This window comes from Streptomyces sp. NPDC038135 (assembly GCF_055601245.1).
The window spans coordinates 17,497-30,470 of the sequence record NZ_JBVJXS010000010.1 but is presented as its reverse complement, the minus strand read 5'-3'; the positions used below and the strand labels follow the sequence as shown (position 1 = coordinate 30,470).

Annotated in this window: 10 protein-coding genes and 1 pseudogene; 7 read left to right on the top strand and 4 right to left on the bottom strand. The window is 69.3% G+C overall.

Annotated features, from left to right (window positions below; translation table 11 throughout):
• The first annotated feature begins 39 nt into the window (after positions 1–39).
• The 3 genes from ACZ7JA_RS27365 to ACZ7JA_RS27355 all read left to right on the top strand — a co-directional run bounded on the left by ACZ7JA_RS27365 (position 40) and on the right by ACZ7JA_RS27355 (position 5,595).
• Positions 40–1,746: an aldehyde dehydrogenase family protein gene (locus ACZ7JA_RS27365; protein WP_470810936.1), complete on the top strand. Its 1,707-nt coding sequence runs from the start codon at positions 40–42 to the stop codon at positions 1,744–1,746.
• A gap of 18 nt (positions 1,747–1,764) precedes the next feature.
• The gene (locus tag ACZ7JA_RS27360) at positions 1,765–3,246 is read left to right on the top strand and encodes a long-chain-fatty-acid--CoA ligase (protein ID WP_470810933.1); all 1,482 of its coding nucleotides are present in this window, start codon (positions 1,765–1,767) and stop codon (positions 3,244–3,246) included.
• Positions 3,247–3,669: 423 nt separating this feature from the next.
• Positions 3,670–5,595, top strand: a complete 1,926-nt coding sequence (locus tag ACZ7JA_RS27355) for a glycoside hydrolase family 5 protein (protein ID WP_470810931.1) — start codon at positions 3,670–3,672, stop codon at positions 5,593–5,595.
• On the opposite strand, the pseudogene ACZ7JA_RS27350 reads toward ACZ7JA_RS27355, so the two are convergent.
• Positions 5,596–5,744: pseudogene (locus ACZ7JA_RS27350) on the bottom strand (IS5/IS1182 family transposase); the annotation flags it as partial.
• A gap of 380 nt (positions 5,745–6,124) precedes the next feature.
• Between ACZ7JA_RS27350 and ACZ7JA_RS27345 the strand changes: the two are divergent.
• Positions 6,125–6,454 carry a hypothetical protein gene (locus ACZ7JA_RS27345; RefSeq protein ID WP_404028545.1) on the top strand — a complete coding sequence of 110 codons (330 nt, stop codon included), beginning with the start codon at positions 6,125–6,127 and terminating at the stop codon, positions 6,452–6,454.
• A gap of 256 nt (positions 6,455–6,710) precedes the next feature.
• Here the strand turns inward: ACZ7JA_RS27345 and ACZ7JA_RS27340 are convergent, their stop codons facing one another.
• Both ACZ7JA_RS27340 and ACZ7JA_RS27335 read right to left on the bottom strand, forming a co-directional pair.
• Positions 6,711–7,298 (bottom strand): GNAT family N-acetyltransferase, encoded by a 588-nt coding sequence (locus ACZ7JA_RS27340; RefSeq protein WP_389454343.1) that lies wholly within the window; start codon positions 7,296–7,298, stop codon positions 6,711–6,713.
• A 140-nt stretch (positions 7,299–7,438) separates the two neighbouring features.
• Positions 7,439–7,936 (bottom strand): suppressor of fused domain protein, encoded by a 498-nt coding sequence (locus ACZ7JA_RS27335; RefSeq protein ID WP_389298373.1) that lies wholly within the window; start codon positions 7,934–7,936, stop codon positions 7,439–7,441.
• A 302-nt stretch (positions 7,937–8,238) separates the two neighbouring features.
• Between ACZ7JA_RS27335 and ACZ7JA_RS27330 the strand changes: the two genes are divergently transcribed.
• Together ACZ7JA_RS27330 and ACZ7JA_RS27325 are read left to right on the top strand one after the other, a co-directional pair.
• Positions 8,239–9,069: a DUF6928 family protein gene (locus ACZ7JA_RS27330; RefSeq protein ID WP_470810928.1), complete on the top strand. Its 831-nt coding sequence runs from the start codon at positions 8,239–8,241 to the stop codon at positions 9,067–9,069.
• Between the two features lie 740 nt (positions 9,070–9,809).
• Complete coding sequence (locus tag ACZ7JA_RS27325; protein WP_470810926.1) at positions 9,810–11,210, top strand: FG-GAP repeat domain-containing protein; 1,401 nt, start codon at positions 9,810–9,812, stop codon at positions 11,208–11,210.
• 103 nt (positions 11,211–11,313) lie between these two features.
• Here the strand turns inward: ACZ7JA_RS27325 and ACZ7JA_RS27320 are convergent, their stop codons facing one another.
• The gene (locus ACZ7JA_RS27320) at positions 11,314–11,679 is read right to left on the bottom strand and encodes a YybH family protein (protein ID WP_389298368.1); all 366 of its coding nucleotides are present in this window, start codon (positions 11,677–11,679) and stop codon (positions 11,314–11,316) included.
• A gap of 97 nt (positions 11,680–11,776) precedes the next feature.
• On the opposite strand from ACZ7JA_RS27320, the gene ACZ7JA_RS27315 reads away from it, so the two are divergent.
• On the top strand, positions 11,777–12,667 hold the full coding sequence (locus ACZ7JA_RS27315) for a LysR family transcriptional regulator (protein ID WP_470810924.1): 891 nt from the start codon (positions 11,777–11,779) through the stop codon (positions 12,665–12,667).
• Positions 12,668–12,974 lie beyond the last annotated feature (307 nt).

The following is a 12,974-nucleotide window of genomic DNA, read 5'->3' as shown; positions in this document are numbered from 1 at the left end:
CGCACACCGTTCCCCCCTGCTCGCCACCCAAGGAGTGACGTGGACAACTCCACCCTCGGCACGTCCGCCCTCGACCGTGCCCTGCACCTGCTGCGTGAGAACGCTCAGTCCTGGGCCGTGGCCCCGCTCGCCGAGCGGATCGGCTTGCTGGAGCGGCTTCTGCCGCGGATCAGCGGGGTCGCGGCCGACCTGGTCGCCGCCGCTGCCGCCGCCAAGGGGTACGGCCCGGACTCGTCCTGGGCCGCGGAGGACTGGGCCGGGGGGCCCTGGGCCCTGGCGCAGAACGTCAGTGCCCGCCTCCTGGTATTGCGGCGGATCGCCGCCGGCCAGGCCCCGCTGCCCGCGCGCGCAGTGCGCGAGCAGGACGGCCGGACCTGGGTGGACGTCTTCCCCGCCAGGGCCTGGGACCGGCTGCTGCTCGGCAGCTACTCGGCCCGGGTCCGGATGCGGCCGGGCACCGACGCCGAGCAGGTGCGCGACCGGGCGGCCGCACCGTACCGGGGACGCGCACCGCACGCCGGAGTGGCGCTGGTGCTCGGAGCCGGCAATGTCGCCGCGCTGACCGCGGGCGACATCCTGCACAAGCTGTACACCGAGGGCCAGGTCGTCGTCGCCAAGATGAACCCGGTAAACGCTTATCTCCGCCCATACTTCGAGAAGATCTTCGCCGAGTTCATCGACCGGGGCTGGCTGCGGTTCGTCGACGGCGGTCCCGCCGAGGGCGCGTACCTCACCACGCACGACGGCGTGGACTCCATCCATGTCACCGGCAGTGACCGCACCCACGACGCCATCGTCTGGGGCACCGACGAGCAGGCCGAGCAGCGCCGGCGTGCGGACGCCCCGCTGATCGACAAGCCGTTCACCAGCGAGCTCGGCGGCGTCAGCCCCTGCATCGTGGTTCCGGGCGAGTGGAGTGCGGCGGACTTCCGCTTCCAGGCCGAGCACATCGTCACCAGCAAGATGAACAACTCAGGCCACAACTGCATCGCCAGTCAGATCCTGGTGCTGCCCCGCTCCTGGGACGGCACCGAGCGGCTGCTGGAGCAGATCCGCGAGGTACTGGGCGCGCTGCCGGCCCGCACGGATTACTACCCCGGCGCCGGCCAGCGCCTCGCCGCCGTCCGCCAGGCCCACCCAGAGGCAGAGAGCCACGCCGACGGCTGCCGGCTCCTCGTACCCGACATCTCCGACCACGATGACGTGCTGCTCACCCGTGAGGTCTTCGCCAGTGCCCTGGGCGTGGTGCGCCTCCCCGGCGACACCCCGGACGAATTCCTGCGCCACGCCGTGGACTTCGCCAATGACGCCCTCCCGGGGACACTCGGCGCGACCCTGATCGTTCACCCGCAGGCCGAGAAGACCCACCCCGAGGCGGTCGGGTCGGCCATCGCCGAGCTGCGCTACGGCACCGTCGGCGTCAACACCTGGTCCGCACTCGGCTTCCTGCTGGGTTACACCCCGTGGGGCGCCTATCCGGGCCACACCCGGCAGGCCATCGGCAGCGGCATCGGCTTCGTCAACAACGCCTACATGCTCGAGGACATCGAGAAGACAGTGCTGCGCGCCCCCTTCGCACCGGCCCCGCGCGGATTTTTCACCGGCTCCCCGTCGCTCTCGCCGCGCCCGCCGTACTTCGTCACCAACCGCACCGCCCGCATCACCCTCGAACGGGTCACACGCTTCACCACCGCACCCGGCATCGCCAAGCTGCCCGCCATCTTCGCCTCCGCGCTCCGCGGCTGACCAGGAACCGGCCCTCGCATGAACCTCAACGACCTCCTCATCCGTGCCGCCGGCGAGCACGGCCACCGCCGCGCCGTCGAGCTCGGCGACCACGGGCTCACCTACGCCGAACTGGACGCCCTCGCCGGCCGCACCGCCGCGTTCCTCGCTGGCCGCGGCGTGGTTCCCGGCGACCGGGTCGGCCTGATGCTGCCCAACCTGCTGGAGTTCCCCGTCCTCTACTACGGTGCGCTGCGCGCCGGCGCCGTCGTGGTGCCGATGAACCCATTGCTCAAGCCGCGCGAGATCGCACATTGTGCGGGCGATTCCGGCATGACACTCCTCCTCGCCTGGGGCGGGGTGGCCGAGCAGGCCCTGGACGGGGCCGCGGGCACCGGCACCCCGGTGGTGCCGATCGTGCCCGGCGGGCTCGGGAAACTGCTCGCCGAGTACCCGGACTCGGCGCCGGTCGTGCCTCGCGAGGACCGCGACCTGGCCGTCATCCTCTACACCTCAGGCACCACCGGGGCGCCCAAGGGGGCCATGCTCACCCACGCGGGGCTGGCCCGCAACGCCGAGATCGGCGGGCGCACCCTGCTCCGGCTCACCCCCGACGACGTGGTGATGGGCTGCCTGCCCCTCTTCCACGCCTTCGGGCAGTCCTGCGCCATGAACGCCGCCGTGACGGCGGGTGCCCGACTCACCCTGCTCGCCCGCTTCGACCCCGGTCAGGCCCTGCGCACCGTCGAGGAGCGGCGGGTCACCGTCTTCGAGGGCGTGCCGAGCATGTACGGCGCCATGCTCGCTGAACTCGAGCGCGGTGCGGAGAAGGCCGACACCGGCTCGCTGCGCATGTGCGTCTCCGGCGCCGCCTCCCTCCCTGTCGAGCTGCTGCACGCCTTCGAGGTTGCATTCCACTGCCCCGTCCTGGAGGGGTTCGGCATGTCCGAGACCTCCCCGATCGCCTCCTTCAACCACCCCGACCGGCCCCGCAAGCCCGGCTCCGTCGGAACCCCCGTCGAGGGCGTCGAGATGCGCATCCTCGACCCGGTCGACGGCGTCGGCGAACTGTGCGTACGCGGTCACAACGTGATGGCGGGCTACTGGAACCGCCCCGAGGCGACCGCGGAGGCCATCGTGGACGGCTGGCTGCGCACCGGTGACCTGGCCCGGGTTGACGAGGACGGCTACTACTACATCGTCGACCGCAAGAAGGACCTCATCATCCGCGGCGGATACAACGTCTACCCGCGTGAGATCGAGGAGGTCCTTCACGAGCACCCCGCCGTGGCCGAGGCCGCCGTGATCGGCATCCCTCATCCCACCCTCGGTGAGGAGGTCGCCGCCGTGGTCGCCCTGCACCCCGACGCCGAGGCGGGCGCGGACGAACTCCGCGACTTCGTCCGCGAGCGAGTTGCCGCCTACAAGTACCCTCGCGAGGTCTGGCAGGTCGACGCCCTGCCGAAGGGACCCACCGGCAAGATCCTCAAGCGGGAGATCGCTGCCCCTGGGAGCCGCTGACCCAGCACTCCTCGCCCCGGACACCACGGCGGTGCGATTCGTTGGGTTCGCGCGGGTCAGCCGGCCTCGTCCAGGAGCTTCGGGAACGCCTCCTGGACGCGCAGTGCCTTGCGGGTGTCCTTGACGGTGGCGTCCGGGAAAGCGCGGTAGTACGCGCTGGCCGTGGCGTGGTGGGCGACGACGTAGTCCTTGCCGGCCGTGCCGGCCGGGGAGTTGGTCTCGCGTCGGGCTTGTCACGGGCTGGGTTGGGCGAGCCAGTTCCGGGCGCGGATTCCGGGCATGAAGAGGTATTCGCCTCCCGTACGCGGACCGGCTGGCGCGCGCCGCGGGGCGGCGTGCGTCGGCCGTCTGGACGTTCCCGGCGGGACAGGGCACCGTACAGCCTCGGAGAACGGTTCCCCACACCAACCGAGGGCTGGCCACATGTCGATGGCACCAACTGTCCTGCGTCTGGCCGGAGCGGTCGCCGGCCTCGTGCTCCTGACCGCGCAGACAACGACTGCGTCCGCCGCGCCGCCGCCACGCTCATTAGCCCCGACCACCGCCTCGGCGGCGGCCGAGACCTGGTATCCGCCGCTGTCCACCCGGGGCCGCTACATAGTCGACGCCCGGGGTGACCGTTTCCGGCTGAAGGCGGCCAACTGGGACGGCGCGCAAGGTTCGTGGACGGGCAGCGGCGACATCGGCGATCCCGCAAGCCACCACGCGGGCCAGGACTCCCACGGGATACCGCTCGGTCTCGACCGCGTGCCGCTGGACAGCCTGCTCACCGACTTCCACGACCTGGGCATCAACACCGTCCGGCTGCCGTTCTCCAACGAGATGATCCACAGCACGGCCTCGGTGCCCGACAACGCCGTGACCGCCAACCCCCAGCTGCGCGACAGGACGCCGCTCCAGGTCTACGACGCCGTCGTGGAGGCGCTCAGCCGGAGCGGGTTCGCGGTCATTCTCAACAACCACACCAACACCTCCCGCTGGTGCTGCGGAGTCGACGGCAACGAGCGGTGGAACACCGGCCAGTCCACGCGACAGTGGGCCGACGACTGGGTCTTCATGGCCCGCCGCTACGCCCGGGTTCCGGGGGTGGTGGGCGCCGACTTGTACAACGAGGTCAGACGCAACGTCCTGGACGACCCCAACTGGGGCCTGGGCGACGACCACGACTGGTACGCGGCCGCCCAGCTCGCCGCGGACCGGATCCTCACCGAGGGCGACCCCCGTCTGCTCATCGTCGTCGAGGGCATCAACTGGACCGGCCTGCCCGTGGACGGCCTCCCGCACGGACGGCCGCACCTCACTCCCGTACGCACGCTCTCGCACACCCTCGTGGACGCCCACAAGCTGGTGTACTCGGCCCACTTCTACGGCTACACCGGTCCGCACCACAGCGGCGCCACCGGCATCGGCGAGACGCACGACGCGCGCTACCAGGACATGACCCGCGAGCAGTTGGGCGCGGCGCTGGACGACGAGGCGTTCTTCGTCGAGGAGAGCGGCCGGCACTACACCGCGCCCGTCTGGGTGAGTGAGTTCGGCGTCGGGAGCGGCGAGACGAACCCGGTGGCCCGCACCTGGTTCGGAAACATGACCGACTACCTCGCCGGCCATGACGCCGACTTCGCGTACTGGCCGCTGGTCGGCTTCGAGGGCCACGACGACTGGGCGCTACTGCGCTACGACGGCGCCGGGCACCGCTCCGGTGTGCTGGACGGCGCCGACTGGCGCGGCACGGCCTGGCGGCATCTCATGTCTGCGCCCAGCACGACCGGACCTGTGGCGTCCGTGCCCGTCTGGCGGATGCTCGCCACCGACCACGGCGACGCAGTGGAGTCGCTGCGCGCACGGGCCACGGGCGACTGGGACCCCGGGGCCCGCAAGGCCGCCTGTCCGGACGGGCTGCGGCTGATCGGCCTGGGCCACACCAGCGGCCGCGGCCTGTGCACCGACGCCGGCACGGCGACTCCGGCCACGGACGCGAGACAGACCGTCGTCACCGACGAGCGGTACGTGCCTGCCGGGGGCGACTGGGCGTCGGGGTACTCCAAGCTGCAGTGCCCGCCGGGCGCGCTCCTGACCGGCTACAGCGTGCGCGGGGAGCGGGTGTCGGCGGCGCTGTGCGCGCCGGGCCGTACCGCGCTCACGGGAGCCGTCCGCACCGTGTGGTTCGACCGGTCCGACAACCGTCCGGGTGGGGCGCCGGGCGGTGACTTCGCCGAGGGCGACTACAAGGGGCAGTGCGCAGCGAACGAGTACGTCGCTGGCATCGCGTTCACCACCCGGTTCGGCAGCCGCCCCGGGCCCGGCGCCCTGCTGTGCGGTGCGGGTGGTGGTGAGCCGGGCGCGTGACAGCGACCACGGGCGTCCCTGCCGCAGCGCTTCGCTCCCTCGCGGCGCGGCATCGTGATGAGCTTGCATAAGGCGCGCGGATTCAGTCCGCTGAACGGGGCTATCCAAGACGGCTCCGGCGCGGTGATCACTGCTGTTCGACCCTCGATGCGGCCTCGCCATCGAAGACTTCGCCGCACTCACGGAATGGGCGACCGGCCTGGATTGACTTCATCCCAGTCCGGCAATCGCCCCCGACGCTTTCCTCATGGACATTGCGGGACGGCCCTTAAGGGCCGTCCCGCAATGGCGGGGGCTGCGGCCGACCGGCGATGAGTATGGAGCTGTCGGCCTACGCGCTTTCCAACTGTGGTGGTGGCCTCGGGGCCTCGGACGGGGCCGTTCACCTGCGTTCATCGGCGGCTGGACGGTGGGGGGAGACCATCGTGCGCTCCCCTCTGAACGGCCGTGAACGGCGTTATACGAGCCGGAAATTGAGAGGGATGGCGGGGCCGGGCTCGCTAGCATCTTCCCTGTTGAAGGGGGTGTCATGGCACTAGTCCGCAAGGGATCACGACGGATCGTTGTCGACGGTACGGCCTACCGCTGGCGGCTGCGAGGCAGGCCGACCTACTTTCAGGGGCTGGGCTGGTCGCCGTGCACGTTCGCGGTCGAGCATGCGGACACCCCGGGCATGACGCTCGTGGTCACCATCGACCAGCCGCATGCGAGCAACTGGATCGGCCGCGAGGCTGAGCCGGTGCTGCCGTCCCGTGTTGCCGCGGCTGTTCGCCTTGCCCTGCGTGAAGGCTGGACACCGAAGGCATCGGGCTCCGCGTTCCACCTCGACCAGTCCGCCGGCTTCACGCCCTCGTCCTGAGCAGTGTGGAGAGTGAGCACTGCCTGGGGAGTTCCATCCGAAGTGCGGCCCGGGCCTGCTCGGCGGGCTCTGGTAAGCCTTCTCAACTCCGACGAAGAGGTGACCAGCTGGGCATCGGTGACCTGGGGCGCGATCCCCCACGATCGGTCGCCCTGGTGCCAGTCCGAACGGTCCTTCAACAGGTCGCCGGTCGTCACATGAGCGCTGTGGCGAGGATGTCCGGTCGCTCGTCACACTATGATCTTGGGCGCCCGAGTCACATGTCCGCAGGCAGTCCCCGGAAATCATCTACGCCGTCACAGGGCTTCGCCCACTCCTCACGGAGCATCCCGAAGAGCACGCTGTCGTAGCGCTTCCCGTCCAGCAACACGGACGACCGGCGGCGACCCTCCTCACGGAAGCCCAGCTTGGTGAAGGCTCGCACAGCACGCTCATTGCCGCTCCAGGTATCCAGCTCCAGCCGGCTGAGGCAATACGCGCCGAACAGGTGGTCCACGAGCAGCCGCAGCGCGTCACTGCCGTGGCCGCGACCCCAGAACTCCCGCTCGCCGATGGTCACTCCCAGCGTGGCCACGCCGGCGTACGGGTCCAGGTCCCGGTAATCGGTCATGCCGATCACGCTTCCGCTCGCCAGGTCCTCGACCGTCAACACGGCCGACTCCCTCGGGTCCAGGCGCAACATGGTCTCGAAGCCGAGACCGATCGCCTCCGCCGTGACCGGGCCGAAAGAAGGGTGGCTGGCCGTAGCCCAGCGCGCCACCTCCGGGTCGTTGCGCCACCGAAGATGCTGCTCCGCATCGTCGGAGTGCAGCGCACGCAGCCTCACCAGTTTTCCTTCGAACATCGCGCCACTGTAATTGATCGCACTATCCCTCAGCCGAGGATGTCCGGCCCGGCCGGCTGGTCCACGTCCGGAAGATCTGACGTCGGGGTCTCCGGACCTTCTCCACACATCACGAGCGACGACCGCCCGAAACCCGGAGCTCATGCGGCCGATGTCCGGAAGGGATCGGTGGGGATGATCTCTGCCTCGTCGAGGAGCTGCTCCAACGCCTCGTGCCCGTGACGCCTGCGGAACTCGATCTCGGCGGTGGTCACCGGCAAGGTCCACAGAATGCGGGCGTGTCCCCCAGGCAGCGGGCAGTGTTCAAGGTCGGGGCCATGGAGATAGGGCAGGCTGATCAGCAGGTGATCGCAGGTCGAACCCGGCACCCACGGTTCACCGATCGGCATGCTGTGCTCCAGGTCGAGTTGATGCCCTCCGCAGTGGTAGTAGGCAATCATCGCCATAAGCTCGATGAACCGCTGGTCGCGGACGTGAGCGGTCATAACGAACTCAAGTCCGCGACCGTGCCTCTCCATCGAGGCCCAGCACCCGGCGGTCACAAAGGCCCAGCTGTCGCTGCGGGGGCCGGGCTCCACAACGAGAACTCGCAGATCGGGCACTACCTCTCGCCGATCTGACCCGAGGTCGTAGTCCACGACCTCCACGGTGTGCCCCATGAAGAATGCCCGGACGTGTGATTCAACGGCTTCCGCGGCCAGCAGCCTTACATCACTCACCGCGCGATCATCCCAGACTGCGATTGACTGCCCCTGACGCCTACCCAGCGCCATGGGGTGCGGCCCCAGCCGCCGCTACCCGACACCTCAATATGCAGCCTCCACCAGCGTCACAGCCGTGACGGGACAGCCGTTAGGCCGTCTTTCGAAACGCACTGATCTGTCTGGTGGGCCGTCCGGGGAAGTCGCGGCCGGCCATCCAGATGGTGAGGTCGCGAGCGATGTCGTTGATGCTGGTCGCCGTGGTGACCCTGTGCTCGTTGCGGACGGTGTCGCGCCCATCGCTGCCTCTCCCCTGCCCCGTTCACCCTGCGGGCAGCATGGCATGGGGAACCGACAGCCTGCCCGGTCATAGCCCATCGCCGATCGCAGTGATCAGGACGATGGCCTCGAAGCGGATGGGGAGCTTGTCGAACCTGGTGGTGTCATCGCGATCGATAAGGCGACCTACCGGCTCGACATGGCCGCCGCCAAGGGCTACGTGCCCGAGCTGGCCCGGCCTCGAGATCATCGGCGACCAGAGGGTGATGATCGACTTTCCTTCCCAGCTCCCGGAACACCTCGTGGCGGCGAGCATCGGCCGGCGGCTCGTGTTGCACGCCATGCACAGCGTCGTGGACTGGCTCGCGTTCGCCATGTGGGAGGACGGCCGACTCGTACGCTCTCTGAGCCTGTCCCCGGACAGCGGCATCATCGAGAACATCGGCGAACCGCTCTCCTTCGAGCTGCCCTACTGGGCTGGAGACCGCCCGGCCGACGTCATTCCCTGGCCGGACGAGGATGAGGACCCGTACCCCCTGCCGTTCCACCCCTTGGAGCTGGGCGAAGACGCACTGCGCGCGCTCTGCGGCTTCGTGCTGGAGGGCCGCCCCGAGCCGGACGACATCGACGCGGACAGCATCCGACTGCACGGCTTCCGGGTTCAGGACCCGCACGGCATTGACCCCGCGGTGCGGGAAGCGGCGTTGCAAAGGGCCATGGAAGCCATGGGCCCACCGCGCTTCTTCTCTCTCGGCCCTGACGGCTCACTCATCGAGCGCGGCAGCCTCTGACTCAAGACATCTTCGTCCTGAAGCAACTCGGGACGGTCGCTCTCCTTGCACTGTTGCTCCTTTGACCTGCGCTGATGGTGCACTGGCGTATGGGGGCGTTCACGGTTGTGCGCCGTGGTTGTCACGCAGCTAGCCCCTCAGCCCAGCCACGCACACGGAGCAGGGCTCCTAGAGGCCCCGTAGGGTCCAACAGAAGCCGTTCAAGAACCAGCGCGACTTCTTCCTGGCCTGCGATCGCCGCAAGCTGCCTGCCTGCAGCATGCGAGGCCACGCCTCCGACTCGGCGTCACGCAGCGCTGCCCCCATTCCGTCTGCCCTCTGTTCCTGGCTCACGCAGCCATGTTGCCTTCCCGTGGGCTGTGTGCCCCCTTCGTTTCCAAGGCCACCACTGGTTACTGCCGGGCCAGCACCCCCCGACCTCAGCACCCCCAGCCCCCTCCCGTCTCCGTCGATCCACACACCGTGGAACAGGGCCTGGCTCATGGCGTCCAGTGGCGTGCCACTGGACGAACGACCTCAACGACCAGGGGCCGACAGCAAGTCCTCCGCCCTCACCCCAGCTCAACGACTTGAAGTGAAACGGGGAGGTCAACCCCATGGAAACTTCCGGCACCCACCAGGGCAACCAACCGGTGACGTGGCGAGTCGTACTGGACAACATGGAGGGACCTTGATCCTCTCCGTCGTCAAGTCCCTCTTTAATTAACGGAGTTCGTGTGTCCCAGCCCGCAGCACCCAAGATGCGACGTACCCTCGTCATCGCCCTCGCCCTCTTGTCCGCCACCGCCGTCGCTCCCGCGCCGGCCGCTCATGCCGCGCCCGCGACCATCCGGGTGCGGGAGGACTTCAACGGGGACGGGTACGCGGATCTGGCCGTCGCCGCCTCGTCCGGTACGGTGAGCGGCAAGTCCGGGGCCGGATACGTCGCCGTGCTGTACGGGTCCGCGAGCGGACTCGGCACCCGTGGGAAGCAGGTGTACTCGCAGGCGTCCGCGGGTGTTCCCGGTTCGCCCGAGGTGAACGACCACTTCGGGTCCCGGCTCGACGCAGCCGACCTGGACGGGGACGGGTTCACCGACCTGGTGGTCACGGCCAATTCCGAGAACTGGACGCAGGACGGCGTCGATCTGGAGGGCAGCAGGACCGTGCTGTGGGGTGCCCCCGGCGGCTTCGTCTCCGGGACGGTCCTGCGGGCTGCCGGCAGTGACGCGTACCGCGAGAGCGTGTCCGCCATTGGTGACTTCAACGGCGACGGGCACCAGGACCTGGTCCGGCCCGACCGCGTGGAGTACGGCCCCTTCGGACGGGACGGCAGCGCCGCCTCGATCCAGGGGATCAAAGTCGCCGGAAGCTACGACCCCCTCTACGCCGCGGCAGCCGGCGACGTGGACGGCGACGGGATCACCGACCTTGTCGCCGGCGTCAGCGCGATCGCACCGGACGACGAGGAGTACACGCCGTCCCACCTGAACTACCTGCGCGGCAGCCGCGACGGCCTGCTGCCGCCCGTCACCCTGAAGGACGGGAAGGGACGACCCCTCGCGCCCGGCACCCAGGTGGGCCTCGGAGACCTCAACGGCGACCGCCGAGCCGACCTCGTCGTCGGCGGGACCTCGCTCCACATCAACTACGGCACCGCGACCGGCCCGGGCACCACGACCCGGGTGATCGACCAGGACACCCCCGGTGTTCCCGGCACCCAGGAGGAAGACGACAGCTTCGGCTCCGCGCTCTCCATCGGGGACGTCGACGGCGACGGGTACGGGGACATCCTGGCAGGCAATGGGCAGGAGGCCGTCGGCACGCAGGCCTGGGCGGGCAGCTTCGCCGTGGTCCCGGGCGGCCCGCAGGGGCCGACCGGTGCCGGCACCAAGGTCTTCAGCCAGAACACCGCGAACGTCCCCGGCACCGCCGAATCGGTCGACCTGTTCGGCCGTGGCGTCCACCTCGTCGACGGTGACAGCGACGGCCGGGCGGAGCCCGTCGTGGCAGCGCCCGGGGAGAACCACGGCGTCGGTGCCGTGTGGGTGTTCCGTACCACCTCATCGGGGGCCACAGCCGCGGGTTCCTTCTCCTTCGGCCCGGCAACGCTCGGCATGGTCGCAAACGTCGGCGACTCGCTGGGCCAGTTCCCCAGCTGAACGGAGTCAGCCACATGGACAGACCACGGAGGAACTGGCGCACGGGACTCGTCGTCGCCCTGCCCGCAACCCTGGCCGGTGTCGCCTACACGGGGGGAGGCACTCAACGGGTGGGCGGCGTGAACTCGGGCTGATCGAGCAGACGCAGCCAGCTTCCGTCCGGCTGACGCCGGACGACCTGTGCCCGGGCGCCGGCCCCGTCCTTCGGCGGGGTCGAGGTGAGGGCGATGTCGCCGCTGATCAGCGTCGGCAGCGGTTGTTCCCGCTCGAAGTGGGGACGGTCGGCCAGCACCTTCTCCCACAGCATACGGATCGCCTCCCGGCCCACCGTCCGGTCGCCGGGCGGAAAGGCCATCACTGCATCCTCTTCGTAGAGTGCGGCGACCCCGGCCGCGTCACCGGCATTGGATCGTTCGACGAACAATCGGGTGATGTCTTCGGGGCGCATGGCCTTCTCATACTCCGGCATGGATTCCTCCTGACGTCGGGCTTCGGCCTTACCAGCGTCGCCTCCTCCTGATCAGAAGTCCAACAGATGGATCTTCTGCCAGCTACAATCTGCAGTCATGGATCTGAGGCAGCTGGAATACTTCGTCGCGGTCGCCGAGGAACAGAACTTCACCCGGGCGGCCGAACGGGTCCACATCAGCCAGTCCGGCGTCAGCGCCCAGATCCGCCAGCTGGAACGGGAACTCGGTGCCGAGCTGTTCGACCGGTCGGCCCGCACCGTCACCCTCACGGTCGCGGGAAAGGCCGCGCTCGAACACGCCCGCTCCGCGCTCGCCGCCGCTGGGGCGGTCGGCCAGGCGGTGGGCGAGGTGACCAACCTGATCCGCGGTCGGCTCACCGTCGGAATGGTCGTCGGCTGCACCCTCACCCCGCTGTTCGACGCCCTCGCCGCGTTTCACCAAGCGCATCCCGGCGTGGAGATCTCACTGGTGGAGGACAGCTCCGACCGGCTCATCGAGAAGGTGCGCGCCAGCACGATCGACCTGGCACTCATCGGGACCGCAACCGCCACCCCCGACGGGCTGGACGCGCTGACCCTCATCAGCGAGCGGCTCGTCGCGGCAGTCCCGGCCGGTCACCCCCTGGCGCAACAGCGACGGGTCGCCTTGCGTGACCTGGTTGCACACCCGATCGTGTGCATGCCGCGCGGCACCGGCATACGCACGGTATTCGACCGGGCCTGCGCCGCACAGAGCCTCCAACCCATGATCGCACTTCAAGCCAGCGCCGCCGATGCCATTGCTGATCTCGCCGCCCGCGGGCTCGCCGTGGCCATCCTCAGCGACTCCATGGCCGCGCGCTACCGTGACCGGCTCACCGCCCGCATCATCGATGACGTCGATAAACCCGCAGTGCTCGCCCTGATCTGGAAGAGCGCGCACAGCCCCGGGATACGTGAGCTGCTCGCGTTCAGCCGGCACGGGTTCATCAAGCCCGACCCTACGTAACAGGACGTAACGGGACGCCTTGAAAGATCCACTCAGACCGTACTTGGTCGCCGGGTGAAGCTGAACCGCGGCTTCACCGTGAGCCCACGGGTCCACCCCGTCACATCGGGCCGTCAGACCCTGGGACTCCCGCTGAAGCGCCTTCAGTTTTCGCGACCTCACGGGGGGTCAGGCGGTTGAGCAAAATCCATGTCAGATCGTGTTGCGAAAGCTGGCTTTTCGTCGGCGTGCCGGTTCCGGTGGCCGCCAAGCCCCCCCGACGCGTACCGCTGTCGGGTCCGACCGCACAATGGTCATTGCATTTCTG

Coding starts and splice junctions, on each gene's coding strand:
- ACZ7JA_RS27360 (WP_470810933.1), top strand. CDS start 1,765: ATGAACCTCAACGACCTCCTCATCCGTGCCGCCGGCGAGCACGGCCAC.
- ACZ7JA_RS27355 (WP_470810931.1), top strand. CDS start 3,670: ATGTCGATGGCACCAACTGTCCTGCGTCTGGCCGGAGCGGTCGCCGGC.
- ACZ7JA_RS27345 (WP_404028545.1), top strand. CDS start 6,125: ATGGCACTAGTCCGCAAGGGATCACGACGGATCGTTGTCGACGGTACG.
- ACZ7JA_RS27340 (WP_389454343.1), bottom strand. CDS start 7,298: ATGTTCGAAGGAAAACTGGTGAGGCTGCGTGCGCTGCACTCCGACGAT.
- ACZ7JA_RS27330 (WP_470810928.1), top strand. CDS start 8,239: ATGTCGTTGATGCTGGTCGCCGTGGTGACCCTGTGCTCGTTGCGGACG.
- ACZ7JA_RS27325 (WP_470810926.1), top strand. CDS start 9,810: ATGCGACGTACCCTCGTCATCGCCCTCGCCCTCTTGTCCGCCACCGCC.
- ACZ7JA_RS27320 (WP_389298368.1), bottom strand. CDS start 11,679: ATGCCGGAGTATGAGAAGGCCATGCGCCCCGAAGACATCACCCGATTG.
- ACZ7JA_RS27315 (WP_470810924.1), top strand. CDS start 11,777: ATGGATCTGAGGCAGCTGGAATACTTCGTCGCGGTCGCCGAGGAACAG.